Annotated in this window: 25 protein-coding genes; 13 read left to right on the top strand and 12 right to left on the bottom strand. The window is 54.8% G+C overall.

Features of this window, described 5'->3' with window-relative positions:
• The 4 genes from SK54_RS01185 to rfaD are packed head-to-tail and all read right to left on the bottom strand — an operon-like array spanning nucleotide 1 to nucleotide 4,082.
• Nucleotides 1–1,110 carry a glycosyltransferase family 9 protein gene (locus SK54_RS01185; protein ID WP_017693958.1) on the bottom strand — a complete coding sequence of 370 codons (1,110 nt, stop codon included), beginning with the start codon at nucleotides 1,108–1,110 and terminating at the stop codon, nucleotides 1–3.
• 3 nt (nucleotides 1,111–1,113) lie between these two features.
• Nucleotides 1,114–2,097 (bottom strand): lipopolysaccharide heptosyltransferase RfaC, encoded by a 984-nt coding sequence (gene rfaC, locus SK54_RS01180; RefSeq protein ID WP_039269342.1) that lies wholly within the window; start codon nucleotides 2,095–2,097, stop codon nucleotides 1,114–1,116.
• A 3-nt stretch (nucleotides 2,098–2,100) separates the two neighbouring features.
• Nucleotides 2,101–3,147 (bottom strand): ADP-heptose--LPS heptosyltransferase RfaF, encoded by a 1,047-nt coding sequence (gene rfaF / locus SK54_RS01175; protein ID WP_015570031.1) that lies wholly within the window; start codon nucleotides 3,145–3,147, stop codon nucleotides 2,101–2,103.
• A gap of 2 nt (nucleotides 3,148–3,149) precedes the next feature.
• On the bottom strand, nucleotides 3,150–4,082 hold the full coding sequence (gene rfaD / locus SK54_RS01170; RefSeq protein ID WP_003860858.1) for an ADP-glyceromanno-heptose 6-epimerase: 933 nt from the start codon (nucleotides 4,080–4,082) through the stop codon (nucleotides 3,150–3,152).
• A gap of 213 nt (nucleotides 4,083–4,295) precedes the next feature.
• Here rfaD and kbl point away from each other — a divergent pair, with 213 nt between their 5' ends.
• A complete protein-coding gene (gene kbl, locus SK54_RS01165; protein ID WP_015570030.1) occupies nucleotides 4,296–5,492 on the top strand; it encodes a glycine C-acetyltransferase in 1,197 nt (398 codons plus the stop codon).
• Between the two features lie 9 nt (nucleotides 5,493–5,501).
• A complete protein-coding gene (gene tdh, locus SK54_RS01160) occupies nucleotides 5,502–6,530 on the top strand; it encodes an L-threonine 3-dehydrogenase (protein ID WP_017383610.1) in 1,029 nt (342 codons plus the stop codon).
• A 28-nt stretch (nucleotides 6,531–6,558) separates the two neighbouring features.
• Here the strand turns inward: tdh and SK54_RS01155 are convergent, their stop codons facing one another.
• Both SK54_RS01155 and SK54_RS01150 read right to left on the bottom strand, forming a co-directional pair.
• Nucleotides 6,559–7,473, bottom strand: coding sequence for a hypothetical protein (locus SK54_RS01155; RefSeq protein WP_015570028.1), 915 nt, complete (start codon nucleotides 7,471–7,473; stop codon nucleotides 6,559–6,561).
• A gap of 15 nt (nucleotides 7,474–7,488) precedes the next feature.
• On the bottom strand, nucleotides 7,489–8,694 hold the full coding sequence (locus SK54_RS01150) for a glycosyltransferase (protein WP_047729082.1): 1,206 nt from the start codon (nucleotides 8,692–8,694) through the stop codon (nucleotides 7,489–7,491).
• Between the two features lie 205 nt (nucleotides 8,695–8,899).
• On the opposite strand from SK54_RS01150, the gene SK54_RS01145 reads away from it, so the two are divergent.
• Nucleotides 8,900–9,700: a glycosyltransferase family 2 protein gene (locus tag SK54_RS01145; RefSeq protein ID WP_047637970.1), complete on the top strand. Its 801-nt coding sequence runs from the start codon at nucleotides 8,900–8,902 to the stop codon at nucleotides 9,698–9,700.
• A gap of 11 nt (nucleotides 9,701–9,711) precedes the next feature.
• Here the strand turns inward: SK54_RS01145 and SK54_RS01140 are convergent, their stop codons facing one another.
• Genes SK54_RS01140 through gpmM form a run of 3 tightly spaced genes read right to left on the bottom strand, consistent with a single transcriptional unit; the run spans nucleotide 9,712 to nucleotide 13,485 of the window.
• A complete protein-coding gene (locus tag SK54_RS01140) occupies nucleotides 9,712–10,644 on the bottom strand; it encodes a divergent polysaccharide deacetylase family protein (protein WP_033486964.1) in 933 nt (310 codons plus the stop codon).
• Nucleotides 10,645–10,647: 3 nt separating this feature from the next.
• Entirely contained in the window at nucleotides 10,648–11,907 is a 1,260-nt protein-coding gene (envC, locus tag SK54_RS01135) for a murein hydrolase activator EnvC (protein ID WP_026094345.1), read from the bottom strand.
• A gap of 33 nt (nucleotides 11,908–11,940) precedes the next feature.
• A complete protein-coding gene (gpmM, locus tag SK54_RS01130; protein WP_023302893.1) occupies nucleotides 11,941–13,485 on the bottom strand; it encodes a 2,3-bisphosphoglycerate-independent phosphoglycerate mutase in 1,545 nt (514 codons plus the stop codon).
• A gap of 248 nt (nucleotides 13,486–13,733) precedes the next feature.
• Here gpmM and SK54_RS01125 point away from each other — a divergent pair, with 248 nt between their 5' ends.
• The 5 genes from SK54_RS01125 to cysE all read left to right on the top strand — a co-directional run bounded on the left by SK54_RS01125 (nucleotide 13,734) and on the right by cysE (nucleotide 16,843).
• Nucleotides 13,734–14,165, top strand: a complete 432-nt coding sequence (locus tag SK54_RS01125; protein ID WP_003860840.1) for a rhodanese-like domain-containing protein — start codon at nucleotides 13,734–13,736, stop codon at nucleotides 14,163–14,165.
• Nucleotides 14,166–14,176: 11 nt separating this feature from the next.
• Nucleotides 14,177–14,428, top strand: a complete 252-nt coding sequence (gene grxC, locus SK54_RS01120) for a glutaredoxin 3 (RefSeq protein ID WP_003860837.1) — start codon at nucleotides 14,177–14,179, stop codon at nucleotides 14,426–14,428.
• Nucleotides 14,429–14,459: 31 nt separating this feature from the next.
• Nucleotides 14,460–14,927: a protein-export chaperone SecB gene (secB, locus tag SK54_RS01115; protein WP_003860835.1), complete on the top strand. Its 468-nt coding sequence runs from the start codon at nucleotides 14,460–14,462 to the stop codon at nucleotides 14,925–14,927.
• Nucleotides 14,927–15,946, top strand: coding sequence for an NAD(P)H-dependent glycerol-3-phosphate dehydrogenase (gpsA, locus tag SK54_RS01110; RefSeq protein ID WP_006812398.1), 1,020 nt, complete (start codon nucleotides 14,927–14,929; stop codon nucleotides 15,944–15,946). Before secB ends, gpsA begins: the two co-directional genes overlap by 1 nt.
• Before the next feature lie 75 nt (nucleotides 15,947–16,021).
• The gene (cysE, locus tag SK54_RS01105) at nucleotides 16,022–16,843 is read left to right on the top strand and encodes a serine O-acetyltransferase (protein ID WP_022646641.1); all 822 of its coding nucleotides are present in this window, start codon (nucleotides 16,022–16,024) and stop codon (nucleotides 16,841–16,843) included.
• 54 nt (nucleotides 16,844–16,897) lie between these two features.
• Here the strand turns inward: cysE and ppiC are convergent, their stop codons facing one another.
• Nucleotides 16,898–17,179 (bottom strand): peptidylprolyl isomerase PpiC, encoded by a 282-nt coding sequence (ppiC, locus tag SK54_RS01100; RefSeq protein WP_006812396.1) that lies wholly within the window; start codon nucleotides 17,177–17,179, stop codon nucleotides 16,898–16,900.
• Nucleotides 17,180–17,264: 85 nt separating this feature from the next.
• On the opposite strand from ppiC, the gene rep reads away from it, so the two are divergent.
• Nucleotides 17,265–19,289, top strand: coding sequence for a DNA helicase Rep (gene rep / locus SK54_RS01095; protein ID WP_015570023.1), 2,025 nt, complete (start codon nucleotides 17,265–17,267; stop codon nucleotides 19,287–19,289).
• Nucleotides 19,290–19,340: 51 nt separating this feature from the next.
• On the opposite strand, the gene gppA is transcribed toward rep, so the two are convergent.
• Together gppA and rhlB are read right to left on the bottom strand one after the other, a co-directional pair.
• Nucleotides 19,341–20,825: a guanosine-5'-triphosphate,3'-diphosphate diphosphatase gene (gppA, locus tag SK54_RS01090; protein ID WP_017383602.1), complete on the bottom strand. Its 1,485-nt coding sequence runs from the start codon at nucleotides 20,823–20,825 to the stop codon at nucleotides 19,341–19,343.
• 5 nt (nucleotides 20,826–20,830) lie between these two features.
• Nucleotides 20,831–22,099, bottom strand: coding sequence for an ATP-dependent RNA helicase RhlB (gene rhlB / locus SK54_RS01085; protein WP_006812393.1), 1,269 nt, complete (start codon nucleotides 22,097–22,099; stop codon nucleotides 20,831–20,833).
• 144 nt (nucleotides 22,100–22,243) lie between these two features.
• Between rhlB and trxA the strand changes: the two genes are divergently transcribed.
• From trxA to wzzE, 4 genes are all read left to right on the top strand, one after another.
• A complete protein-coding gene (gene trxA, locus SK54_RS01080; protein WP_006812392.1) occupies nucleotides 22,244–22,573 on the top strand; it encodes a thioredoxin TrxA in 330 nt (109 codons plus the stop codon).
• A 341-nt stretch (nucleotides 22,574–22,914) separates the two neighbouring features.
• Complete coding sequence (rho, locus tag SK54_RS01075) at nucleotides 22,915–24,174, top strand: transcription termination factor Rho (RefSeq protein WP_001054528.1); 1,260 nt, start codon at nucleotides 22,915–22,917, stop codon at nucleotides 24,172–24,174.
• Between the two features lie 242 nt (nucleotides 24,175–24,416).
• Complete coding sequence (gene wecA, locus SK54_RS01070) at nucleotides 24,417–25,520, top strand: UDP-N-acetylglucosamine--undecaprenyl-phosphate N-acetylglucosaminephosphotransferase (protein WP_001050933.1); 1,104 nt, start codon at nucleotides 24,417–24,419, stop codon at nucleotides 25,518–25,520.
• Between the two features lie 13 nt (nucleotides 25,521–25,533).
• Nucleotides 25,534–26,580, top strand: coding sequence for an ECA polysaccharide chain length modulation protein (gene wzzE, locus SK54_RS01065; protein WP_017693953.1), 1,047 nt, complete (start codon nucleotides 25,534–25,536; stop codon nucleotides 26,578–26,580).
• Nucleotides 26,581–26,624: the final 44 nt, after the last annotated feature.

The following is a 26,624-nucleotide window of genomic DNA, read 5'->3' as shown; positions in this document are numbered from 1 at the left end:
TTAATTTCCTTGAGCGTCGGTAGCGCTAGCCAGTGAGCGGGCTTTTGGTAATGTACGGATAAACTGCTGAAGATCGTGTAACGCGGAGTCAGTGACAGAGAATAGCGCTTCCCGTTCTTGCGGGAAGTAATAGCGCGTTTCAAACACATAAGAACAAATGTTATCGTCATTCCCGATCAGCATCACATTGCCAAGCGGACGCTGTTCATAGTGACAACACGGTCCAAACAGCAGGACCACCGGCACGCCGACGGCGTCTGCGATGTAGACATTCCCCGAGTCAGACGCGATATAGCAGTCCATCTTAGAAATGGCCCAGGGAAGCTCTTCCAGCGAAATTTTGCCAATAAGATTGATAAAATTGGGGATGTCACCGTAAAGACGGGTGATATCGTCCATCCACGACTGTTCGTTTGGCGCGCCGAAGACATAAAACTCGCAGGGTAAATCAGCAAGTTGATCAACAATCCGCTTCCAGATAACCGGAGGGACGGTTTTGGCTTTATTGCCCGCCGCAATACTGATGCCGATGCGGATAACACCAGGTTTATCAAGTATGGCCGGCCAGGTCGTCGGCTTGAAGAGTGGCTTTGTGGCGTGCTTGGGAGAGTCTTGCCACGTGAGCGAGCGGTCGGCCAGTTTCAGGTAGTTCGTCACCGAAAGCGTTTTTTTGCCATGCTCAACGGTACCGTCGGCCGCGAGATAGAAAATCCCGTGATACCACCTGCGCGTGTAAATGCTTAAAAATTGTTTGTTTTTGGCATTGCAGACGGCGGCAAAAAAGAGGTTCACGCTGTTGGGCTGTAGCAGGTAGACGTTGTCGTAGCGGTTCATGATCCTGCACGCGAAGCACAGTTTACGCCACAGGTTGCGCTTATGCTGCTCAATAAAATAGATCTGCTCAATAGTCTCATCATGCTTCGCCAGCGCGCCAACGCTGCGACTGATCAACACATCGCTTTTTTGCAGATATGCCAGAAGAGGCGTCGCATTAATAAAGTCACCGATTTTGGCTGTCTGAATGACAAGGTTTTTGCCCGTGTCCTTTCGAAACAGCTTCCGGATGAGTTTCACCGGAAAGAGTAAAATCAGCAGAAATACATAACTCATGGGTTAAATATCCCTGTTGGAAAGCCGATGGCTGCCCTGTAAAAATGAAAAAATAGCATCTGCGCTAATATCCTTCGTTTGTTGCGTAGGGCTGACCATCTGATGCTGGTTTTTACCGTAACCCCCGATCAACCCCGGATCGGTCGGGCCGAAAATCGTGATATTAGGACGATCCAGTGCGGCGGTTAAATGGCTTAACCCTGTATCCACAGAAACGACGGCGTTAGCGCCCGCCAGCTGTGCGGCAACCTGCGCCAGCGTGAGTTTGGGTAACACCTCGACGTGGGAAAAACCTGCTGCCAGACGTTCCGCTCGCTGCCGCTCATGTTCAGCGCCCCACGGGAGTTTAATATGGATACCGCAAGGTTGCATTAGTTCAATCAGCCTTCTCCAGTGCGTTTCCGGCCAGTGCTTATCGTCGCGCGTTGTGGCATGCAGGAAGACCAGATAGGGCGCGCTATCCTTGTCCGTTTCGCGCAGAAAATGCTGTGCGATGGCGTAGTCACCCTGGAGGTCGGGTTTTGCATAGCCGAGACTCTTAGCGAACAGCTCACGGGTACGTTCCACGGCGTGCTGCTGCTTCGCAATATGGTGGCGACGGTTATAGAACAGGCTCGCCAGCGGTTCGCGGGCGGTTTGCCAGTCCATGCCGTGCTTTACGCCGTGCGCCAGACGCGTGACCAGCGCGGCGCTTTTCACTAGCCCCTGGGCGTCGACGATCGCGTCGTAACGCCGGGCCTGCACCGCTTCGCGGAAGGCTTTGCGTTCGGCTTTAATCGGTGCGGAGAACCACGCTTTGCGCCAGCGGCGAATGGCCACCGGGATCACGCGATCAACCGCTTCATGCCAGGTGGGGATCTGCGCGAAGCCTTCTTCCACCACCCAGTCAAAACGGATGCCGGGAATGGCCCGCATGGCGTCCGTCAGCGACGGCAGCGTATGCAGAACATCACCCATTGAGGAGGTTTTAACGATCAATACCCGCATCCGTTATCCTTCTTCGCTCAACAGCAGTGCGTTGAGTTCTTCGAGAACACGCTGCGGGGTAATGTCGATCAGGCTCTGATGGTAACCTTCTGCGGCATCGCCTTTGCGCACCTTGTGGTAGCCGGTGATCAAACGGATCACGCGCGCCTTATGCGACAGCGGCGGCGTGAAGTCCGGGCTGCTTGGGCCATACAGCGCGACCAGCGGGCGGTCCAGCGCGGCGGCGACGTGCATCAGGCCAGAGTCGTTACTGACCACGGCCTTACAGGCGGCAATCAGGATAACCGCCTGCTCGAGTTGCGTTTCCCCGGCCAGGTTGCGGCACCATGCCTGTTGCTCGGTGCTCAGCGTGGCGAGAATTTCATTGCCCGCCTCATGATCTTTCGCCGAGCCAAACAGCACAATCTGATAGCCTTCGTCGATAAGCTGTTTCGCCAGCTCTGCATAGTGATAGTGCGGCCAGCGTTTTGCCGGACCGAATTCTGCGCCAGGGCAAAACCCAATCATCGGGCGTTCGGACGAAATGCCAAATGCGTTGCAGGTGTGGGATTTCTCCCCATCGCTTACCTGGAGCTGCGGCCACAGCAGCGGCTGCGGCAGATCTTTCGCGCTGCGCATCACGCCTTTGTCGTAGGCCAGCGCCACGTAGCGCTCCACCATCAGCGGCCAGGCCTCTTTATCCAGCACCCGGGCGTCGTTCAGCAGGCCGTAGCGCATTTCACCGCGCCAGCCGGTACGGTGCGGGATGCCCGCAAAGAAGGGCACAAGGGCGGATTTGAAGGAGTTAGGCAGCACGTACGCGCGGTCATAGCGTTTCTCGCGCAGGCTGTGGCCGAGTTTGCGGCGTTCACCGATTTCCAGCGCCCCGTGTCCGAGCGGCATCGGGATCGCCTCGTTCACTTCCGGCATACGCGATAACAGCGGACGGCACCATGCGGGTGCCATCACGTCGATTATCGCCTGGGGATAACGCGCCTTGAGCGTGCGATAGAGACTTTGCGACATCATCATGTCGCCCACCCATGACGGGCCGATCACCAGAATTTTCATGCTTATGCGTCGCGGTTCAGCCAGGCCATATATTCCGTTACGCCTTCGGCAACGGTCTTGAACGGCTTGTCGTAGCCTGCGGCGCGCAGGTTAGTCAGGTCCGCCTGGGTGAATGCCTGGTAGCGGCCTTTCAGCTTATCCGGGAACGGAATGTACTCGATGCTGCCTTTCTTATGGTACGCCAGCGTCGCGTCTGCCACCGCCTGGAAGGATTCCGCGCGGCCAGTGCCCAGGTTGAAAATGCCGGACACGCCATTTTCCAGGAACCACAGGTTTACTGCCGCCACATCGCCCACGTAGACGAAGTCACGCTTGAAGCCGTCGCTGCCTTCGAACAGTTTCGGGCTTTCGCCGTTATTTAATTGGGTGTTCAGGTGGAACGCCACGCTCGCCATGCTGCCTTTGTGGCCTTCGCGCGGCCCGTAGACGTTGAAGTAGCGGAAGCCGACAATCTGCGAGTTCGCTTCTGGCAGGATCTGACGTACGTACTCATCAAACAGGAACTTGGAGTAACCGTAAACGTTCAGCGGCTGCTCATATTCGCGGGATTCGATGAAATCTGAAGTGCGCCCACCGTAAGTTGCCGCGGAAGAGGCGTACAGGAACGGAATTTCACGCTCCAGGCAGTAGTGCAGGAGCTCTTTGGAGTACTGATAGTTGTTATCCATCATGTACTTGCCGTCCCACTCGGTGGTGGAGGAGCACGCACCTTCGTGGAAGATGGCTTCGATCTCGCCGAACTCTTCACCCGCCATAATCTGGATAAGGAAGTCTTCTTTATCCATGTAGTCAGCGATGTTCAGATCCACCAGGTTCACGAACTTGGTGCCGTCTTTCAGGTTGTCCACCACCAGAATGTCGGTGATGCCTTTGTCATTGAGGGCCTTAACAATATTGCTGCCGATAAAGCCCGCGCCGCCAGTAACGATGATCATAACTGTAACCTTTGAAGTATGAGTCGGGGAATATCCCGAACGCTAATCTCTTTATCATATCATCACAATGCTCAGGCTTCAGCCATTCACCGATATGCAGCAGGGGTACGCGTGATTTATGCTGCAAAAACGAGAAGAGATACTGCGTCATCTCGTCATGAACTATTGGTTTGGGTAATATGTGCCAAAATTTGCCGAGTCTGGAGAATTGCAATGCGTGGTGATTTTTACAAACAGTTAAACAGCGACCTCGACACCGCACGTGCGGAAGGGTTGTTCAAAGAAGAGCGTATTATCACGTCTGCCCAGCAGGCGGACATCACCGTTGCCGACGGCAGCCATGTGATCAACTTTTGCGCGAACAACTACTTAGGTCTTGCGAATCACCCTGAGCTAATTGCCGCGGCGAAAAACGGCATGGACACCCACGGTTTCGGTATGGCCTCCGTTCGCTTTATCTGCGGTACGCAGGACAGCCACAAGCAGCTTGAGCAAAAGCTGGCGAACTTCCTCGGAATGGAAGACGCGATTCTGTACTCCTCCTGCTTCGACGCCAACGGCGGTCTGTTTGAGACCCTGCTCGGCGCAGAAGACGCGATTATCTCCGACGCCCTGAACCACGCCTCCATCATCGACGGCGTACGCCTGTGCAAAGCGAAGCGTTTCCGCTACGCCAACAACGACATGGTGGAGCTGGAAGCGCGCCTGAAAGAGGCCCGTGAAGCAGGGGCTCGCCACGTCCTGATCGCCACCGACGGCGTGTTCTCCATGGACGGTGTGATCGCCAACCTGAAGGGCGTGTGCGATCTGGCGGATAAATACGACGCGCTGGTGATGGTGGATGACTCTCACGCGGTCGGTTTTGTCGGCGAAAACGGTCGTGGCTCCCACGAATACTGCGACGTAATGGGCCGCGTGGATATCATCACCGGTACGCTGGGCAAAGCGCTCGGCGGCGCGTCTGGCGGCTACACCGCCGCGCGTAAAGAGGTGGTCGAGTGGCTGCGCCAGCGCTCCCGCCCGTATCTGTTCTCCAACTCCCTGGCGCCGGCGATTGTGGCTGCCTCCATTAAAGTGCTGGAGATGGTGGAATCCGGGGCTGAGCTGCGCGACCGCCTGTGGGCTAACGCCCGCCTTTTCCGTGAAAAAATGAGTGCCGCAGGATTCACCCTGGCCGGTGCCGATCACGCGATCATTCCGGTGATGCTGGGCGACGCGGTTGTCGCGCAGAAATTTGCTCGTGAGCTTCAGAAAGAAGGGATTTACGTGACCGGGTTCTTCTTCCCGGTGGTACCAAAAGGTCAGGCGCGTATCCGCACCCAGATGTCTGCGGCGCACTCGCCTGAACAAATTGAACGTGCGGTGGAAGCCTTTACCCGCATCGGCAAACAGCTGGGCGTCATTGCCTGAGGACGTATGATGAAAGCGTTATCCAAACTGAAAGCGGAAGAAGGGATTTGGATGACCGACGTGCCGGAGCCGGAAGTCGGTCATAACGATCTGCTGATCAAAATTCGTAAAACCGCCATCTGCGGTACTGACGTTCACATCTACAACTGGGACCAGTGGTCGCAGAAAACCATTCCGGTACCGATGGTTGTCGGTCACGAATATGTAGGCGAAGTGGTGGGTATCGGCCAGGAAGTAAAAGGCTTCAACATTGGCGATCGCGTCTCCGGTGAAGGCCACATTACCTGCGGTCACTGCCGTAACTGTCGCGGTGGGCGTACCCACCTGTGCCGCAACACCGTCGGCGTGGGCGTGAACCGTCCGGGCTGCTTCGCGGAATACCTGGTGATCCCGGCGTTTAACGCGTTCAAAATCCCGGACAATATCTCTGACGATCTGGCCTCCATTTTCGACCCGTTCGGCAACGCGGTACACACGGCGCTCTCCTTCGACCTGGTGGGTGAAGACGTGCTGGTTTCCGGCGCGGGCCCCATCGGCATTATGGCGGCAGCCGTGGCGAAGCATGTGGGTGCGCGCAACGTGGTGATCACCGACGTGAACGAATACCGCCTGTCGCTGGCGCGCAAAATGGGCGTCACCCGCGCGGTGGATGTCTCGAAAGAGAGCCTGACCGATGTGATGGAAGAGCTGGGCATGACCGAAGGCTTTGACGTGGGTCTGGAGATGTCCGGCGCGCCACCGGCGTTCCGCACCATGCTCGACACCATGAACCACGGTGGCCGTATCGCGATGCTGGGTATTCCGCCGTCAGATATGTCCATTGACTGGAACAAAGTCATCTTCAAGGGGCTGTTCATTAAGGGCATCTATGGCCGTGAGATGTTCGAAACCTGGTACAAGATGGCCGCGCTGATCCAGTCCGGTCTGGATCTGTCCCCGATTATCACTCACCGTTTCTCCATCGATGAGTTCCAGCAGGGCTTTGACGCAATGCGGTCCGGCCAGTCAGGGAAAGTGATCCTGAGCTGGGATAAGTAATTAAAAAGGGGCTAGCGGCCCCTTTTTTTTACTGATTCTTTTTCTCTTCGTCCGTCAGGTAACGCACCTTGCGGGTGTAATCCTGGCCTTTGAACAGCAGTTTGTTATCCGGAGATTCCAGATACTTCTGCCATTCGGAAAGCGGGAAACCACCGTGCGCGCCAATCACCTCTTTCGGCACAACGGCTTCCTGACCGCCGATCTTCTTGGAGACCGGCCAGTTCATCCAGTCACCGAGGTTAACCGTTTTTACATCCAGCATGTCCAGCAGCGCAGCGAGCGGCAGCTGATCGGTCGGCGGCTGCGTGTCGTCCATCAGCTCCCAGGTATCCTGGAACAGCGTCAGCCACAGCGGGCAGATACGGCGCCAGGTCTTTTTGGTGGCGGCAAGAAACGCGCCGTTAACGTGATCGACCAGATACGGACGCACCGTTTCTTTGTAATATGCCGGCACTTTCTCCGCTGGCGCGCCGTCCAGCTTGGCAATCATTTTGCCCTGACGGAAGCTGGAGTAGATGTGCATATCCGCCATGTTGATCTCTGGCATTTTAAGCAGGTTGAGATCGGAGTCGATCATCAGCACACCTTCACCGCGCGCCTGCAACGGAGCGTTAAGCTTCACCAGACGACTGAGGTAGATCTGCTTATAGCGGTAACCTTCTTCACGTTTTGGAAGCGTGAGGGTAACAACGCGGGTTTTTGGCGGCAGCTCGCCGAAAGCGGATTCAGGCTGATCGCTGACGATAACAATCTCGCTGACGTCGGTGGCATAACGCTCTGCAAAGGTCGCTGACAATAACGCCTCTTCGACGAAATCCGCGCCCGTACACGGGATCACAATGGAATCCACCGCAACGAGATCGCGCGTGACCGGAAGGGAAGCGTAAGGAATGTTATGACGCCCGGTAATGTGGCGGTAGCGAGCATTCAGGAATTTAAACATGTTCTTCTCGTTTGGTTATTGCGCGCCAAGAACGGCCTCGACACCGTTAACATAGCTTTCAATGGCATATATGTTGCAGACATTCTGGTGTGCGGCAGCGGCGAGCCGGGCGCGCAGAGCAGGATCCTGCCAGATATTATCCAGATGTTGAGCAAGTTGCGACACGTCGCTCCAGGGAAACAGCAGGCCGGTCGACTCATGATCGATCAATTCTGCCGTGCCGGTCACCTTTGAACCAATCACGGGAATATTCAGCAGCATCGCCTCCAGCACGACGCGCGGCAGGCCTTCGCTCTTCGAGGCCAGAATAAATGCGTCAAAGGTGGCGAGATAGTCAAAAGGCGTGTTCTGGAAACCGGTAAAAATGACGTGCTCAGCAATACCCAGCGCGTCAGCCTGTGCCGCCAGTGCGCCGCGCTCCGCCCCTTCACCGACCAGCACCATCTTCCATTTTGCCTGCGGGTGCCTCTGGCTGAACTGTGCCAGCGCCTCCAGCGTATGGTGGTTGGCTTTGCGAGGGATTAGCGAGCCAATGCTGCCGAACACAAACGTGTCGTCATCAATGTTCAGGCGCTGGCGCATCGCGCGTCGGTCGGGCAAAGGCTGGTGGATGTCGATAGCATTGTTGACCGTGGTACACAGCTCGGGCCGGACGCCATGCTGAAGTAGCACGCGTTCAACGCCGTGCGAGACGGCGATAATTTTTGTGGCATGGGTATTCACCAGCTTCACCAGCGGCGGGGTCAGCACCGGTTCAATCCGGCAGTGCTGGATTATCCGCGCATGCAGGTTTGCGCCCGCCAGATACCCTTCTTCGTTAGAGCCTGGCTGGTTGTTCATATACAGCGTATCGAATCCACCCTCCCTGAAAATGGTCTCGATCTTGCTGACGTTGGGGCGAATGCGCCACAGGGTATCGATATGCCGCGTAAATGCTTTGCGCGCTGAACGCGAGAAAAACAGCAGACCACGTCCCGCTTCTTTCAGTAGTTTTGCCCATGCCGGTTGCTTACGTTGAGGGATAACGAGTAGCGGGATCCCAATGCTATTGAGCACCTGGCCAATCGTTTGACCTTCAGCACGACTATAATCCCTGTAAAAACAACAGGTAATGTCGAATTTGTCGCGGTTGATTCGCTTCAGAAGCTCAAGCATACTGTTGGTACCTCCCCCCCATTCTTTGCCCGTGTCCAGGAGGAGGATTTTACGTTTTTGCGGCATGTCTGAATCCGTATGCTACCCTTCATCTGACCGCATTATAAAGAATTTACTGAAATAAAATAGATTTTTTGTATTTCTTTGTCTTTTTACAAGAAAACATTTTAAACGCGCTTATTTTAAAAGTGCGATTTAAGACTTTAATCGCCTCTTCTCAATTCGATAGTATGAGTGAAAAATTTTATCTCGTTATTGAGAGAGTGAAAATATGTTTAAAATAACGGTCTGCTTATTAACGTTTAACTCCGAAAGAACGTTGCACGATGTTATTCCTCCTCTTTTAAAAATAGCAGATGAATTCGTTATAGTGGATTCCGGAAGTACAGACTCGACGATATATATTTGCCAGAGTTATGGATTGTCGCCTATATTCAAAAAATATAGCTGGCACGGCGAGCAGATGAACCATGCCGTATCCCATGCGCACAACGACTGGGTGCTGTGCATGGACAGTGACGAAATACTCGATCAAGAAACCGTTGATGCTATTTTAAAATTAAAAATGGGCGATGAACCCGAACCGGATATGGCGTGGCGGATATGTCGTCACTGGTTTGTTTTGGGAGAAAATGTCCGAACGATTTATCCCGTCTCATCACCGGATTATCCGGTGCGTCTTTTTAACCGTACGCAGTCGCGATTTAATAACCGGCCAGTAGACGATCAGGTTGAAGGTTTTCTCCGTTCTGAACGTATTCCAGGTTATGTCAGACATGATACGTTTCATTCGCTGCATGAACTTTTTAATAAATTAAACGGATATACCACTCGCCTGGTTCAATATCAGACGATACGTCCCTCTCTTGGTCGCGGCGCGATCAGCGCTATTGGCGCATTTTTCAAATGGTATCTGTTTAGCGGTGCGTGGCGTCAGGGCAAAGTAGGTGTGGTGACAGGGTTTTATGCCACGGCGTACAGTTTTTTGAAGTATTTCAAAGCCTGGTATCAGGATCGGGAAAAGAGAGAGTCCGTTGCAAAAGAGCAGTCGGACTCTTATCTGGCAGAATAGGCGTTAGCCGATCAGGCTTTTTTTCCCCAACCCTGCCACTGTTGCTGGACGTATTTAACCAGTGTACTGCTGCTGATGCTTTCGCCAATCACCGAGAAGAAGCGGGTTGCATAGACCGGTTCAGGCGGCTGTTTCAGCGTGCAGTTCTTCACTCCGCGGAATGGATTACGCGGCTGCGTTGCGGGTGGTTGCGCGCTACCCGGACGAGAAGTATCCACCTGAGGTTCATTGAGCAGATCGCTCGGACGCACCAGCGTAATATCGGCGGGTAAGCCCGACAACATTTGCTGCAAAACGCGAACGGTAGACGGATGCGGATGCCCAATGGCAATCGCCGAACCGTTACGGCGCGCCAGCTGTACCGCGCGGTTGAACTGCACGCGGATATCCGCTTCGTTCTGGGAGTCGTCCAGGAATACTTTGCGCTTGATGACTTTTACACCCGTCCCCTGAGCGGCACGCATCGCCTGGCTGTTGCCGATGGTCATGCTGTCGAGGAAATAGAGATTGTAACGCTCCAGCGCCTGCATCACTTTCAGCATACCGTACAGGCTGGAGGTCATCGCGCTGCCCATATGGTTATTCAGACCCACGGCATACGGCACTTTATTGTACGCATCGCGGATGATGCGATCGATCTCGTCGCTGCTCATGTCCGGGCGCAGGGTATCTTTTTCCAGCGGCTGCTTGCTGAGGGGGGCCATCGGCAGATGGATGAGGACCTGATGGCCGCCATTGTGCGCTTTGGTCGCCATTTCATGCGCGTGAGGCGCATTAGGCAGGACGGCGACAGAGATGGCTGGCGGCATCGCCAGCACCTGATTTTCATAGTGTGGTCGATAACCGAAGTCATCAATCACAATCGCGAGTTTGCCTGCATAAACCGGTGCAGCCAGCGCCAGTGCGCTGACTACGGAAACAACAATTCGACGAAATTGAAGCAAAACCTATCTTCCCAACCACGGCTGTGGATTGACCGCCTGACCCTGACGACGAATTTCGAAATAGAGTGACGGGCGGCCCTGACCGCCACTGCTGCCCACAAGGGCAATGGGTTGACCCGCGCGCACCTGGGTGCCAACGCTGACCAGCGCGCTCTGGTTGTAGCCGTAAAGACTCATATCGCCTTTACCGTGTTCAACCACCACCACGAGCCCATAACCCTGTAGCCAGTCGGCCAGGATCACGCGGCCATCGGCGATGGCTTTCACTTCGCTACCTTCAGACGCACCGATAACGATCCCCTTCCAACGTAGCTCACCCTGCAACTGTTCGCCATAGCGATGCAGGATCGTACCGCGAACGGGCCAGTAAGCCTGACCACGCGGGGAGCCGAGGCCGCCGGTACGCGACATCAGGGAACGTTCATTTTCAGTCGGTTTGTAGGTGGTGCCTTTCCGGGAGGCTTCCTGCTGCTTATTACGCACCGCCTGCGCTTCACGCGCTTCTTTTTCGGCGCGCGCTTTGGCCGCGGCTTCTGCCCGGGCAATGCTGTTACGCAGTCTGGATTCGTTGGCGCGCATTTCGCTCAGCTGGCTTTGTCCTGCCTGGATAGAGGACTCCAGCCCGGCGAGCGTCTTCTTACGCTCATTGCGCGCCTGCTCAAGCTTCTCCTGCTGCGCCTGCTGATCGTAGAGCAGCGTTTGCTGCTGGCTCTGCTTCTCTTCCAGCTCGGCTTTTTGCGTGGTGACTTCTTCGCGCGTCTGTTTCAGCTGCGCAATGGTCTCCTGACGCGCCTGGTTTAGATAGCCGAAATAGGCCTGTAAACGCTGACCACGCTGGCTCTCTTCACCGCTGAGGATCAGCTGAAGGCCTGTGTGCTCACCCTGACGGAAAGCAGCATCAAGCTGTGCAGCAAGGTTCCGCTCCTGGGCATCGCGCTGACGCTCCAGTTTCGCAATCGACGCGTTCATTTCATCGATTTGCTTATTGAGCTGGGCAAGGGTGTTTTGTGTTTCACGCAGCTTACGCGCGGCGGCGGAAATGGCCTCTTCCTGCTTTTTAAGCTGGGCGAGCAGGGTGGCGCGCTGCTGTTGCTGCTGACGTACCGCACGCTCTTTGGCGGCGATATCGGCCTGAATGGATTTAAGCTGATCGCGGTCATCCGCGTGGGCGGATGCGGCGCACAGCAATACGCCAGCGCTGAGTGCGCTGGCGCAAAGCAGAGGTCTGACTGATAACCGAAGCGGCTTCACGACCCATGTGATTGAAAAAATCGCCTTTCCCCTCATGGGGAGCGATTATTCCACGATGAACAGCGGCTTGCCAGTCATCTCTTCAGGGATTTCCATACCCATCAGCGACAACATGGTTGGCGCGATGTCGGAAAGCTTGCCGCCTTCCACAGCTTTCACTGATTTATCACCCACATAAATCAGTGGAACAGGCAGGTTGGTATGGGCGGTATGCGCCTGACCGGTTGCCGGGTCACGCATCTGTTCTGCGTTACCGTGGTCAGCGGTGATCAGCAGTTGGCCGCCTACGGATTCAACCGCCTTCGCAACCTGCTCAACGCAGTGGTCCAGCGCTTCAACCGCTTTAACGGCTGCTTCCATCACGCCGGTGTGGCCCACCATGTCGCCATTCGGATAGTTACAGATGATGGTGTCGTATTTACCGCTTTCGATCGCGGCCACCAGTTTTTCGGTCAGCTCCGCAGAACTCATTTCTGGCTGGAGATCGTAAGTGGCGACTTTCGGCGAGTTAATCAGGATGCGGTCTTCGCCTTCAAACGGCTCTTCTACGCCGCCGTTAAAGAAGAAGGTCACGTGCGCATACTTCTCAGTTTCGGAGATGCGCAGCTGCGTTTTATCGTTTTTCGCCATCCACTCGCCGAAGGTATTTTCCAGGGAAGCGGGTGGATACGCGCATGGCGCTTTGATATCCGCTGCATATTCGGTCAACTGGATGAAATCGATCTTCGCCACTTTCTTACGGGCGAAACCGTCGAAATCGCTGTTGACGAAGGCGCGGGTGATTTCGCGCGCGCGGTCAGCACGGAAGTTCATGAAGATCAGCGCATCGCCATCTTCCATGGCGGCATCGGCCTGGCCTTCAGCGCGGATCACGGTTGCCTTCACAAATTCGTCGTTTTCATCACGCGCGTAAGCCGCTTCCAGGCCTTCAACGGCGGTCGGGAACTGGAACTCACCTTTTGCCAGGGTCAGCAGATCATAGGCTTGCTCAACGCGGTCCCAGCGGTTGTCGCGGTCCATGGCATAGTAACGGCCAACGATGGACGCCACGCGGCCTTTGCCCAGTGCGGCAAATTTATCTTCAAACGCTTTAAGAGAACCTTTTGCGCTGCGTGGCGGCGTATCGCGACCATCCAGGAAGGCGTGCAGATAGATTTTTTCCGCACCGCGCTCGGCGGCCAGTTCTACCATCGCCATGATGTGATCTTCGTGGCTGTGAACGCCGCCCGCAGAGAGCAGACCCATAATGTGAACGGCCTTGCCTGCGGCAACGGCTTTATCAACCGCTCCGGTGAGCGTTGGGTTGGCAAAGAATGTACGTTCTTTGATTTCAACGTCCAGGCGCGTCAGGTCCTGGTAAACGATACGGCCCGCACCCAGGTTAACGTGACCCACTTCAGAGTTGCCCATCTGACGATCCGGCAGACCCACTTCCAGGCCAGACGCATCAATCAGGGTGTGGGGACGTTTTGCCCATAGCGCATCCATAACCGGGGTTTTGGCGTTGAAAATGGCGTTATCCTGTTGATCTTCACGGTAGCCATAGCCATCCAGAATCACCAGTACCATAGGTTTTTTAGAAACCGACATTGCGACAACCTCATGCTCAAGAGACAAAAAATTTGCGTAATTTTACTACAGCTGAATCGATAAAATAGCCGCAGAAGATCAAAGAAAGCGCGGGGGCAATGCTGTTCTCAGGCCATTTTGAGGCTTTTTTTACGTGGCATGCCGCAGAAAATAGATTAGCTTTATGTCGCTGGCTGTATTTGCCACAGCGCACAGGTATACTCCTGTCCTGGTTTTTTTAATCACTTAGTCGGGAGTTGTTACCCCCCATGCAAGAAATTATGCAATTCGTTAGCCGCCACCCGGTTCTGAGCATCGCGTGGATTGGCCTGCTGGTCGCTGTACTGTTCACCACATTTAAGGGACTGACGTCTAAAATTAAGGTGATCACCCGCGGTGAAGCGACACGTCTGATCAACAAAGAGGACGCCGTGGTTGTCGATCTGCGTCAGCGCGACGATTTCCGCAAGGGCCACATCGCAGGTGCTATCAACCTGCTGCCAGCGGAAATTAAAGCGAACAACATTGGTGAGCTGGAGAAGCATAAAGCCCAGCCGATTATTGTTGTTGACGGCACTGGCATGCAGGCGCAGGAATCTGCCAACGCACTGCATAAAGCAGGCTTTGAAAACGTAACGGTGCTGAAAGAAGGCATCTCCGGCTGGAGCGGGGAGAATCTTCCTTTAGTGCGCGGTAAATAAGGAGTTAAGTGATGGCCAATATTGAGATCTACACCAAAGCAACGTGCCCGTTCTGCCACCGAGCGAAAGCGCTGCTGTCCAGCAAAGGCGTAACGTTCAAGGAACTGCCGATCGATGGTGACGCGATTAAACGCGAAGAGATGATCCAACGCAGTGGTCGCACAACGGTTCCACAGATTTTTATTGATGCGCAGCACATTGGCGGCTGTGATGACTTGTATGCGCTCGACGCTCGTGGCGGACTCGATCCGCTGCTGAGCTAGAGACTTTAGGACAATTAAAAAGGGTTTTTCCATGTCAGAACAAAACAACACCGAGATGACTTTCCAGATCCAGCGCATCTACACCAAGGATGTCTCTTTCGAAGCGCCAAATGCGCCGCACGTTTTCCAGAAAGACTGGCAGCCAGAGGTTAAACTTGATCTGGATACCGCATCCACCCAGCTGGCGGATGATGTGTATGAAGTCGTACTGCGTGTCACCGTGACCGCCTCTCTGGGCGAAGAAACTGCATTCCTGTGCGAAGTTCAGCAGGGCGGTATCTTCTCCATCGGCGGCATCGAAGGCAACCAGATGGCACATTGCCTGGGCGCATACTGCCCGAACATCCTGTTCCCGTATGCGCGTGAATGCATCACCAGCCTGGTTTCTCGCGGTACATTCCCGCAACTGAACCTTGCGCCAGTAAACTTTGATGCGCTGTTCATGAACTATCTACAGCAGCAGGCTGGCGAAGGTGCCGAACAACATCAGGATGCCTGATGAGCACTGTTAATGCGTCAATGACTGTGATCGGTGCCGGCTCTTACGGCACCGCTCTTGCCATCACGCTGGCAAGAAATGGTCACGACGTGGTCCTGTGGGGCCACGATCCAAAACATATCGCGACGTTGCAACACGACCGCTGCAATGTGGCGTTTCTCCCGGACGTTCCGTTCCCTGACTCCCTGTATCTGGAAAGCGACCTCGCGACCGCGCTGGCGGCCAGCCGCAATATTTTGATTGTGGTGCCAAGCCATGTGTTTGGCGAAGTCCTGCGTCAGATTAAGCCGCTGATGCGTGCGGATGCGCGTATTGTGTGGGCGACGAAGGGGCTGGAAGCGGAAACCGGACGTCTGTTGCAGGACGTTGCCCGCGAAGCGCTGGGAACAGCGATCCCGCTGGCGGTGATCTCCGGGCCGACGTTTGCCAAAGAGCTGGCTGCGGGCTTGCCGACGGCGATTTCGCTGGCGTCCACCGACCAGGCATTTTCCGACGATCTTCAGCAACTGCTGCACTGCGGCAAAAGCTTCCGCGTGTACAGCAACCCCGATTTTATCGGCGTGCAGCTGGGCGGCGCGGTGAAGAACGTCATTGCCATCGGGGCCGGGATGTCTGACGGCATCGGTTTCGGCGCGAATGCGCGTACTGCGCTGATCACCCGTGGCCTGACCGAAATGTCCCGCCTGGGCGAAGCGCTGGGTGCCGATCCGGCCACCTTTATGGGAATGGCAGGGCTGGGCGACCTGGTGCTGACCTGCACCGATAACCAGTCGCGTAACCGCCGCTTTGGCATGATGCTCGGACAGGGCAGCGATGTAAAAAGCGCGCAGGAGAAGATTGGTCAGGTGGTTGAAGGCTATCGCAATACCAAAGAAGTTCGCGAACTGGCGCACCGTTTCGGTGTCGAAATGCCAATAACCGAGGAAATTTATCAGGTATTGTATTGCGGAAAAAATGCGCGCGAGGCAGCATTGACCTTATTAGGTCGTGCGCGCAAGGACGAGCGCAGCAGCAATTAGCCGGGAAGTATCGTCACCTGAATGACCCAGCCAGCGCAGAACTGGCTGGTCATTAACTATCGTCTGGAGCAAGCAATGCCGTGTGAAGAACTGGATATCGTCTGGAATAATATTAAAGCCGAAGCCCGAGCGTTGGCCGACTGTGAGCCCATGCTGGCCAGTTTCTATCACGCGACGCTACTTAAGCACGAAAATCTCGGCAGCGCCCTGAGCTATATGCTCGCCAATAAATTGGCTTCCCCTATCATGCCTGCTATCGCGATTCGCGAAGTGGTGGAAGAGGCCTACGCCGCAGATCCGGAGATGATTGCTTCTGCCGCCTGCGACATCCAGGCTGTGCGCACGCGAGACCCGGCGGTGGATAAATACTCCACGCCGCTGCTGTATCTCAAAGGCTTCCATGCCTTACAGGCGTACCGCATCGGCCACTGGTTATGGAATGAGGGACGCCGCGCGCTGGCCATCTTCCTGCAAAACCAGGTTTCCGTGACCTTCCAGGTCGATATTCACCCGGCGGCGAAAATTGGCCGCGGGATCATGCTCGATCACGCCACCGGCATTGTTGTTGGTGAAACGGCGGTGATCGAAGATGACGTGTCGATCCTGCAATCCGTTACGCTGGGCGGTACCGGTAAAACCAGCGGCGATCGCCATCCGAAAATTCGTGAAGGGGTGATGATTGGCGCGGGCGCTAAAATCCTCGGCAATATTGAAGTCGGACGCGGCGCGAAGATTGGCGCGGGGTCGGTTGTGCTCCAGCCTGTACCGCCGCACACCACCGCCGCTGGCGTCCCGGCGCGCATCGTCGGTAAGCCAGACAGCGATAAGCCGTCGATGGATATGGATCAGCACTTCAACGGTATTCATCACACCTTCGAATACGGCGACGGCATCTGAACCCCGGAACAGCCAAATAAAAAAGCCCGGTGAGTCAATGCACCGGGCTTTTGATTAGTTGCGGTATAACACTTTGATAATGTGATAGCCGAACTGCGTATGCAGTGGGCCGGTTGGCTCCAGCACCGGGCAGGAGAAGACCACTTTATCAAACGCCGGAACCATCTGGCCCTGGCGGAACTCGCCTAAGTCACCACCGCGTTTGCCTGACGGGCAAATCGAGTGTTTCTTCGCCAGTTTGCCGAAGTCGGCGCCGTTTTTAATCTGTTCGAGCAGATCCTGTGCCAGTTTCTCTTCTTTAACAAGGATATGCAGTGCTGCTGCTGTTTTTGCCATGATCGTGCCTTGAGTCGACTAGTTTACGATCGGTATACTACCACGCGTTTTTCCTCCTCTCCCGACTTTCATTGAGTGATCATTTATGCGTTTAAACCCCGGACAACAACAAGCTGTCGAATTCGTCACCGGACCCTGCCTGGTGCTGGCGGGAGCGGGATCCGGTAAAACACGCGTGATCACCAACAAAATCGCCCACTTAATTCGGGGTTGTGGATACCAGGCGCGCCATATCGCGGCGGTCACCTTTACCAACAAAGCGGCGCGTGAGATGAAAGAGCGCGTCGGCCAGACGCTGGGCCGTAAAGAGGCGCGCGGGCTGATGATCTCCACCTTCCACACGCTGGGTCTGGATATTATCAAGCGCGAATACGCGGCGCTGGGCATGAAGTCCAACTTTTCTCTCTTCGATGACACCGACCAGGTGGCGCTGCTTAAAGAGCTGACGGAAGGGCTGATCGAAGATGACAAAGTGCTGTTGCAACAGCTGATCTCGACGATCTCGAACTGGAAAAACGATCTGATGACGCCGGCCCAGGCAGCGGCAAGCGCCAAAGGCGAGCGCGACCGCATCTTTGCCCACTGCTACGGTCTGTACGACGCGCATATGAAAGCCTGTAACGTCCTGGATTTCGACGATCTGATCCTGTTGCCGACGCTGCTGCTTCAGCGGAATGAAGAGGTGCGCGAGCGCTGGCAGAACAAAATCCGTTACCTGCTGGTGGATGAATACCAGGATACCAACACCAGCCAGTACGAGCTGGTGAAGCTGCTGGTAGGGCAGCGTGCGCGCTTTACCGTCGTAGGCGATGACGATCAGTCGATTTACTCCTGGCGCGGCGCGCGTCCGCAAAACCTGGTGCTACTGAGCAAAGACTTCCCGGCGTTGCAGGTGATTAAACTGGAGCAGAACTACCGTTCTTCCGGGCGTATCCTGAAGGCGGCGAACATCCTGATTGCCAATAACCCGCACGTCTTTGAGAAGCGCCTGTTCTCCGAACTGGGTTACGGCACCGAGCTGAAAGTGCTCAGCGCCAACAACGAAGAGCACGAAGCGGAGCGCGTAACGGGCGAGCTGATTGCCCATCACTTCGTCAACAAAACTGAATACAAGGATTACGCGATCCTCTATCGCGGAAACCACCAGTCGCGCGTCTTTGAAAAGATGCTGATGCAGAACCGCATTCCCTACAAAATTTCTGGCGGTACGTCGTTCTTTTCGCGTCCGGAAATCAAGGATCTGCTGGCCTATCTGCGCGTGCTGACCAACCCGGATGACGACAGCGCTTTCCTGCGCATCGTGAATACGCCGAAACGCGAGATTGGCTCTGCGACGCTGCAAAAACTGGGTGAATGGGCGATGACCCGCAACAAAAGCCTGTTCACCGCCAGCTTCGATATGGGGCTGAGCCAGACCCTGACCGGGCGCGGCTATGACGCCTTAACCCGCTTTACCCACTGGCTGGGTGAGGTGCAGCGTCTGGCAGAGCGCGAGCCTGTGGCGGCAGTACGCGATCTGATCCACGGCATTGATTACGAATCCTGGTTGTATGAAACCTCTGCCAGCCCGAAAGCAGCCGAGATGCGGATGAAAAACGTTAACCAGCTCTTCAGCTGGATGACCGAAATGCTTGAAGGATCTGAGATTGACGAGCCCATGACCCTGACGCAGGTGGTCACCCGCTTCACGCTGCGCGATATGATGGAGCGCGGCGAAAGCGAAGAAGAGGCCGATCAGGTTCAGCTAATGACGTTACATGCCTCGAAAGGGCTGGAGTTCCCCTATGTCTATCTGGTGGGGATGGAAGAGGGCTTATTGCCGCACCAGAGCAGCATTGATGAAGATAACGTCGACGAAGAGCGCCGTCTGGCCTACGTGGGGATCACTCGTGCGCAGAAGGAGCTGACGTTTACGCTGTGCAAAGAGCGCCGTCAGTATGGTGAGCTGGTGCGCCCGGAGCCGAGCCGTTTTCTGCTGGAGTTGCCTCAGGACGATCTTATCTGGGAGCAGGAGCGTAAAGTCATTACCGCTGAAGAGCGTATGCACAAAGGGCAGGCAAACGTGGCAAACATTCGCGCGATGCTGGCAAAAGCCAAAGAGAAGGGATAACTATTTGCAGGCCGGGTAAGGCGAAGCCGCCACCCGGCACGCTTCAAAGGGTCACTTCACATCAAGCGCCCAGTGCACATAGCTCTGCCACTGGTACTCCTGCTCAATCAGTTCCGCCCCAAGCGGATGATCCTCAAGCCAGTTTTCCGGTAGCGTCAGCGTCAGTTTCTCATCGTCTGCCGCCAGCGTAATGGCTGGCAGCAAATCATCACGACGCCGGCTGGCAAACAGGATCGCCAGGCGAAGCAGACGACACAGATGCTCCGCCACGCGCGGCGGCACAGCGTTCTGCTGGTGAAGGGAAGAGAGATCGACGGCGTTAGTCTGATTTAGCAGCAGGGTGGCCAGCAGCTTCTTCTGGGCGGGCGTATAGCCCGGTAAATCGAGATTACGCACCAGCCAGGCCGCGTGCAGCGGTGCCTGCTTGTACTCCACGCTGAGACCAATTTCATGTAGCGCACAGGCGCTTAGCAGCAGATCGCGGCTTAACGGTTCAATATCCCAGCTTTTTTTCACCTGATCGGCAAACAGTGACGCCAGTTGACTCACTCTGTGTGCCTGGTCGATATCCACAATAAAGCGGCGCTGAACGTTACGCAGCGTACGGCTACGGATGTCCTGATCGACCGACTGGTGCAGCATTCCGTAGACCAGACCTTCGCGCAGCGCACCGCCTGCCAGGGTCATACACTGGATATTGAGTTCAGTAAAAATGGCGATCAGAATGGCGAGCCCACTGGGGAAAACCAGCGCGCGTTCGAGCGTCAGCCCTTCTATTTCAAGCTCTTCCAGACGACCACACTGGATGGCGCGCTGTTTAAGCTGCTGGAGTTTGGCAAGCGTGATCCGCTCGTCCATTCCCTGTGCCATCATGATTTCCTGCAACGCCTGAACGGTTCCGGACGCGCCGACACACACTTTCCAGCCGTGATAGCGCAGTTCGTCCATGACCGGGCGCAGGACCGCACGCGCCGCGTTTTCCGCCTCGTCAAAATTCTCTTTGGCAAGGTTTCGATCGGTAAAGTAGCGTTCCAGCCAGGTCACACAGCCCATCGACAGGCTGAACAGTGACGTCGCCTGCGCGCCTGTGCCCGTGACCAGTTCGGTACTGGCGCCACCGATATCGACCACCAGACGACGATCGTCGCCGCCGGTCGTATGCGCCACACCCTGATAAATCAGACGCGCTTCTTCTTCACCGCTGATGACCTGCACCGGGCAGCCCAGAATTTCCTGTGCTCTGGCAATGAAATCGCCAGCGTTAACCGCCAGACGAAGGGTCGCCGTGGCAACAACGCGAATTTGACTGAGCGGGATATCCTGCAAACGTTCTGCAAACAGACGCAGACACTGCCAGCCACGTTCCATGGCTTCCGGGGAGAGGTGATTATCGCTGCTCAGGCCCGCCGCGAGGCGGACCTTGCGCTTAATGCGCGTCAGCGTTTGTATGCTTCCCGCCACCTCGCGCACAACCAGCATATGAAAACTATTCGAACCGAGATCAATTGCCGCATAAAGCGAGGTGGAGCTGAGCATATTTTTTAACCTGAACGACGACGATTACGCGGTGCACCGCCGGAACGACGCGGACCATTGCCGGAGCGTGGACGGGTAAGGCGCTTAGGTGGCGGCAGCTCGCTCAACAGCGCGTCCGGATTGTATTTGCTCTGTGGAATAGAGTGACCGATGTAGGTCTCAATGGCCGGAAGATTCAGCGCATACTCTTCACACGCAAGGCTGATGGAGTGACCGCTTGCGCCGGCACGACCGGTACGACCGATACGGTGTACATAGTCTTCACAGTCATCTGGCAGGTCATAGTTAAAGACGTGCGTCACGGCTGGAATGTGCAGGCCACGGGCCGCCACGTCGGTCGCGACCAGAATATCAAGGTCGCCACGAGTAAATTCGTCGAGAATGCGCAGGCGTTTTTTCTGCGCCACGTCGCCGGTCAGCAGGCCCACACGGTGACCATCTGCCGCCAGGTGACCCCAGATATCTTCACAGCGGTGTTTGGTGTTCGCGAAGATAATCGCGCGATCCGGCCACTCTTCTTCGATCAGGGTTTGCAGCAGGCGCATTTTCTCTTCATTAGAAGGATAGAAGAGCTCTTCTTTAATGCGGTGCCCGGTTTTCTGCTCCGGTTCTACTTCAACATATTCGGCATTGTTCATCTGCTCGAATGCGAGTTCACGTACGCGGTATGACAGGGTTGCGGAGAACAGCATGTTCAGACGCTGGTTTGCCGCAGGCATACGGCGGAACAGCCAGCGGATGTCTTTAATGAAGCCCAGATCGTACATGCGGTCTGCTTCATCCAGCACCACGACCTGGATTGCGCCGAGGTTGATATGGTTCTGTTTGGCGTAGTCGATAAGACGGCCGGTGGTCCCAATCAGGATATCGACGCCGCTTTCCAGCACTTTCAGCTGTTTATCGTAGCCGTCGCCGCCATAGGCCAGGCCAAGTTTCAGGCCGGTGGCTTGCGCCAGGGGCTCAGCGTCTGCGTGGATCTGTACCGCCAGTTCTCGCGTCGGGGCCATAATTAGCGCGCGCGGCTGGTTAACTTTGCGGTCTGCAATCGCCGGGTGAGAAAGTAAATAATGAAACGTTGACGTTAAAAACGCCATCGTTTTGCCAGTACCGGTTTGCGCCTGCCCTGCAACGTCGCGACCGGCCAGCGTCAGCGGCAGGGCGAGAGCCTGAATGGGCGTGCAGTTATGAAACCCTTTAGTTTCAAGGGCTTCGATAACCTTTGGGTGCAGGGCGAAGTCGGAAAACTTCTGTTCTGTTAAATGTGTTTTGCTCATAGTGTGGTAGAATATCAGCTTACTATTGCTTTACGAAAGCGTATCCGGTGAAATAAAGTCAACCTTTAGTTGGTTAATGCGACATCAACACGTCGTTGGTGGAGACAAAACCAACGTACCAGGCTTATTCCTGTGGAGTTATATATGAGCGATAAAATTATTCACCTGACTGACGACAGTTTTGACACGGACGTACTTAAAGCTGACGGGCTGATCCTCGTTGATTTCTGGGCTGAATGGTGTGGTCCTTGCAAAATGATCGCTCCGATTCTGGATGAAATCGCTGACGAATATCAGGGCAAACTGACCGTTGCCAAGCTGAACATCGACCAGAACCCGGGCACCGCGCCAAAATACGGTATCCGTGGCATCCCGACCCTGCTGCTGTTCAAGAACGGTGACGTGGCGGCGACCAAAGTGGGCGCACTGTCCAAAGGTCAACTGAAAGAGTTCCTGGACGCTAACCTGGCGTAAGGTTTCTCAGCTGAGCGTCCAGAACGCCTAATTAACGGCGAGCTCTGGACGCCCGGCTTTAGTCGTGCTAAGTTAGCTATGACTACGTTTTAAACATATCTTGTTGTTTGAATCTTGTTTTACCCGATACTTCCCGTTGTTAACTTAAACAGTGCGTGAAGTTGCTAGATTCCGGGCTTGTCACTCAATCCGTCTTGTCGTTTCAGTTCTGCGTTCTTTCCCTGTGACCAGACAGCGAACAGACATGAGGTGATGGCCGCTAAACAGGCATGGATGACCCTGCCATACCATTCACAACATTAAGTTCGAGAATCACCCCGAGTTTAAGAACCCACACCATTATGAATCTTACCGAATTAAAGAATACGCCGGTTTCTGAGCTGATCACTCTCGGCGAAAATATGGGACTGGAAAACCAGGCTCGTATGCGCAAGCAGGACATCATTTTCGCCATCCTGAAGCAGCACGCTAAGAGTGGCGAAGATATCTTTGGCGACGGTGTGCTGGAGATACTGCAAGACGGATTTGGTTTCCTCCGCTCCGCAGACAGCTCCTACCTCGCCGGCCCTGACGACATCTACGTATCCCCTAGCCAAATCCGCCGTTTCAACCTCCGCACTGGTGACACCATTTCAGGTAAGATTCGTCCTCCAAAAGAGGGTGAACGCTACTTTGCGCTGTTGAAGGTTAACGAAGTTAACTACGACAAACCGGAAAACTCCCGCAATAAGATCCTGTTCGAGAACTTAACGCCGCTGCACGCTAACTCTCGTCTGCGCATGGAGCGTGGTAACGGGTCTACTGAAGACTTAACCGCTCGTGTGCTGGATCTGGCATCGCCAATTGGTCGTGGCCAGCGTGGTCTGATTGTGGCGCCGCCAAAAGCCGGTAAAACCATGCTGCTGCAAAACATCGCGCAGAGCATTGCTTACAACCATCCAGACTGTGTGCTGATGGTGCTGCTGATTGACGAACGTCCGGAAGAAGTGACCGAGATGCAGCGTCTAGTGAAAGGGGAAGTGGTTGCGTCTACCTTCGACGAGCCTGCTTCTCGCCACGTTCAGGTTGCGGAAATGGTTATCGAGAAGGCGAAACGCCTGGTTGAGCACAAGAAAGACGTGATCATCCTGCTCGACTCCATTACCCGTCTGGCGCGTGCCTACAACACCGTGGTGCCGGCTTCCGGTAAAGTACTGACCGGTGGTGTGGATGCTAACGCCCTGCATCGTCCGAAGCGTTTCTTCGGTGCGGCGCGTAACGTGGAAGAGGGCGGTAGCCTGACCATTATCGCGACGGCGCTGATCGATACCGGCTCCAAAATGGACGAGGTTATCTACGAAGAGTTCAAAGGTACAGGCAACATGGAATTGCACCTTTCTCGTAAAATCGCAGAAAAACGCGTCTTCCCGGCGATCGACTACAACCGTTCCGGTACCCGTAAAGAAGAGCTGCTTACCACTCAGGAAGAGCTTCAGAAAATGTGGATCCTGCGTAAAATCATCCATCCAATGGGCGAAATCGACGCAATGGAATTCCTCATTAACAAACTGGCGATGACCAAAACGAACGACGATTTCTTCGACATGATGAAACGCTCGTAACGCAAATAATCCCAGTAAACGCCACGTTTTTACGTGGCGTTTTTTATTTATGGACTATACGCTATTACCACACACTCCCAATTTAGACCTGTCGGTGCGACAATAAGAAGGTTTGCACAGTCAAAGAAATAATTGATTGAAAAACATACAAAGGGAGTTGTGATGAGCCATCTTTAATCCTTCTGAGGCAGAGGCTTCATGGTTATACTTCCGGGACTAACATTTGTTGAGAGCAATCCATTGTGAATCTACTCACTGCTGTAACTGAGCTGATCAGTATTTTTTTATTCACAACCTGTTTTTTGTTCATTGCGCGCAAGGTAGCAAAAAGAATTGGGTTAGTGGACAAACCGAACTTCCGTAAACGTCATCAGGGGCTTATTCCACTGGTGGGCGGCATTTCGGTATACGCAGGCATCTGTTTCACATTCGGGATCGCGGATTACTATATCCCCCATGCCGCACTCTACCTGGCATGTGCCGGTGTGCTGGTACTGGTCGGCGCCCTTGATGATCGTTTTGATATCAGCGTGAAGTTCCGCGCGACGGTACAGGCGGCCATTGGCATCATTATGATGGTGGTAGGCGGCCTCTATCTCAGAAGCCTGGGCTACGTGTTTGGTCCCTGGGAGCTGGTGCTTGGGCCATTCGGCTTCTTCCTGACGCTGTTTGCCGTGTGGGCGGCTATCAACGCCTTTAACATGGTTGACGGTATAGACGGTCTGCTCGGTGGGCTGTCCTCTGTTTCGTTTGGCGCTATCGGCATCATCTTATGGTTTGACGGCCAGTACAGCCTGTCAATGTGGTGCTTTGCCATGATTGCCGCCATCCTGCCTTACATCTGCCTGAATCTGGGTGTGTTAGGGCGTCGCTATAAAGTCTTTATGGGCGATGCGGGCAGTACCCTGATTGGCTTTACGGTTATCTGGGTCTTGCTGGAGACCACGCAGGGTAAAACGCACCCTATCAGCCCGGTAACGGCTCTCTGGATTATCGCCATCCCGCTGATGGACATGGTCGCTATTATGTACCGCCGTCTGCGTAAAGGGATGAGCCCGTTTTCTCCCGATCGGCAGCATATTCATCACCTGATTATGCGCGCCGGCTTCACGTCTCGTCAGGCATTTGTGTTGATTACGCTTGCGGCTGCTATTCTGGCTGCGATTGGCGTAGCCGCGGAATACGCACATTTCATTCCTGAATGGGTAATGTTGGTATTATTCTTGCTAGCATTTTTCATGTACGGTTACTGCATCAAGCGTGCATGGAAAGTCGCGCGTTTTATTAAACGTTTAAAACGCAGGATGCGTCGGAACAGTGGCAAAAACACAACATTAACTAAGTAAAACCGGGACTATGATGACTCAACCGTTGGCGGGAGCGAAATCAGTGGGCACTGAGAACGAGCTGGATATTCGTGGTTTGTTTCGCGTGTTATGGCAGGGCAAACTGTGGATTGTGGGGATTGCCCTGGGGTTCGCGCTGTTAGCGCTTGCCTACACCTTCTTTGCAAAACAAGAGTGGAGCGCCACGGCGATCACAGACCGACCAACGGTGAATATGCTTGGAGGCTACTACTCCCAGCAGCAATTCCTGCGTAATCTTGATATCAAGGCCAATCTGGCGACCCCGGATCAGGCTTCGGTGATGGATGAATCCTACAAAGAGTTTGTGATGCAGCTGGCGTCGTGGGATACACGTCGCGATTTCTGGTCCCAGACGGACTACTACAAGCAGCGCATGGTCGGTAACAGCAAAGCGGATGCCGCGCTGCTGGATGACCTGATTAATAACATTCAGTTTATGCCTGGCGATGTGCTCCGTAACGTTAGCGACAGCGTGAAGCTGATTGCGGAAACGGCGCCGGACGCCAATAACCTGTTGCGTCAGTACGTTGCTTTTGCCAGCCAGCGCGCGGCCAGTCATCTGAATGACGAGCTGAAAGGCGCCTGGGCTGCGCGTACTATTCAGATGAAAGCGCAGGTCAAACGTCAGGAAGAGGTCGCTAAGGCTATCTTCGCCCGTCGCGTACATAATATTGAGCAGGCGCTGAAGATTGCGGAACAGCACAATATTTCCCGTAGCGAAACGGATGTTCCGGCTGACGAACTCCCGGATTCAGAAATGTTCCTTCTTGGTCGCCCAATGCTTCAGGCACGTCTGGAAAATATCCAGGCCGTTGGTCCTGACTTTGACCTTGATTACGACCAAAACCGCGCCATGCTCAATACGCTCAACGTCGGTCCAACGCTGGACCCGCGTTTTCAGACCTATCGTTATTTAAGAACGCCTGAAGAGCCTGTAAAACGCGATAGTCCGCGTCGCGCATTCCTGATGATCATGTGGGGGATTGTGGGCGCACTGACTGGCGCTGGCGTAGCGTTATTGCGTCGCCGCACAAACTAAGAACGCCGTCTACGATGAAGGCTGCGGCCTTCATCGTCTAATCG

Origin of the sequence: Enterobacter sp. MGH120, assembly GCF_001037725.1 — a bacterium.
Classification (GTDB): domain Bacteria; phylum Pseudomonadota; class Gammaproteobacteria; order Enterobacterales; family Enterobacteriaceae; genus Enterobacter; species Enterobacter hormaechei_C.
This window is presented reverse-complemented; position numbering and strand designations above follow the sequence as displayed.

What these genes read in the sequence shown, in the direction of transcription:
- SK54_RS01185 (WP_017693958.1), bottom strand. Translation starts at nt 1,110, where the DNA reads ATGAGTTATGTATTTCTGCTGATTTTACTCTTTCCGGTGAAACTCATC.
- rfaC (WP_039269342.1), bottom strand. Translation starts at nt 2,097, where the DNA reads ATGCGGGTATTGATCGTTAAAACCTCCTCAATGGGTGATGTTCTGCAT.
- rfaF (WP_015570031.1), bottom strand. Translation starts at nt 3,147, where the DNA reads ATGAAAATTCTGGTGATCGGCCCGTCATGGGTGGGCGACATGATGATG.
- rfaD (WP_003860858.1), bottom strand. Translation starts at nt 4,082, where the DNA reads ATGATCATCGTTACTGGCGGCGCGGGCTTTATCGGCAGCAATATTGTT.
- kbl (WP_015570030.1), top strand. Translation starts at nt 4,296, where the DNA reads ATGCGTGGTGATTTTTACAAACAGTTAAACAGCGACCTCGACACCGCA.
- tdh (WP_017383610.1), top strand. Translation starts at nt 5,502, where the DNA reads ATGAAAGCGTTATCCAAACTGAAAGCGGAAGAAGGGATTTGGATGACC.
- SK54_RS01155 (WP_015570028.1), bottom strand. Translation starts at nt 7,473, where the DNA reads ATGTTTAAATTCCTGAATGCTCGCTACCGCCACATTACCGGGCGTCAT.
- SK54_RS01150 (WP_047729082.1), bottom strand. Translation starts at nt 8,694, where the DNA reads ATGCCGCAAAAACGTAAAATCCTCCTCCTGGACACGGGCAAAGAATGG.
- SK54_RS01145 (WP_047637970.1), top strand. Translation starts at nt 8,900, where the DNA reads ATGTTTAAAATAACGGTCTGCTTATTAACGTTTAACTCCGAAAGAACG.
- gpmM (WP_023302893.1), bottom strand. Translation starts at nt 13,485, where the DNA reads ATGTCGGTTTCTAAAAAACCTATGGTACTGGTGATTCTGGATGGCTAT.
- SK54_RS01125 (WP_003860840.1), top strand. Translation starts at nt 13,734, where the DNA reads ATGCAAGAAATTATGCAATTCGTTAGCCGCCACCCGGTTCTGAGCATC.
- grxC (WP_003860837.1), top strand. Translation starts at nt 14,177, where the DNA reads ATGGCCAATATTGAGATCTACACCAAAGCAACGTGCCCGTTCTGCCAC.
- secB (WP_003860835.1), top strand. Translation starts at nt 14,460, where the DNA reads ATGTCAGAACAAAACAACACCGAGATGACTTTCCAGATCCAGCGCATC.
- gpsA (WP_006812398.1), top strand. Translation starts at nt 14,927, where the DNA reads ATGAGCACTGTTAATGCGTCAATGACTGTGATCGGTGCCGGCTCTTAC.
- cysE (WP_022646641.1), top strand. Translation starts at nt 16,022, where the DNA reads ATGCCGTGTGAAGAACTGGATATCGTCTGGAATAATATTAAAGCCGAA.
- ppiC (WP_006812396.1), bottom strand. Translation starts at nt 17,179, where the DNA reads ATGGCAAAAACAGCAGCAGCACTGCATATCCTTGTTAAAGAAGAGAAA.
- rep (WP_015570023.1), top strand. Translation starts at nt 17,265, where the DNA reads ATGCGTTTAAACCCCGGACAACAACAAGCTGTCGAATTCGTCACCGGA.
- gppA (WP_017383602.1), bottom strand. Translation starts at nt 20,825, where the DNA reads ATGCTCAGCTCCACCTCGCTTTATGCGGCAATTGATCTCGGTTCGAAT.
- rhlB (WP_006812393.1), bottom strand. Translation starts at nt 22,099, where the DNA reads ATGAGCAAAACACATTTAACAGAACAGAAGTTTTCCGACTTCGCCCTG.
- trxA (WP_006812392.1), top strand. Translation starts at nt 22,244, where the DNA reads ATGAGCGATAAAATTATTCACCTGACTGACGACAGTTTTGACACGGAC.
- rho (WP_001054528.1), top strand. Translation starts at nt 22,915, where the DNA reads ATGAATCTTACCGAATTAAAGAATACGCCGGTTTCTGAGCTGATCACT.
- wzzE (WP_017693953.1), top strand. Translation starts at nt 25,534, where the DNA reads ATGACTCAACCGTTGGCGGGAGCGAAATCAGTGGGCACTGAGAACGAG.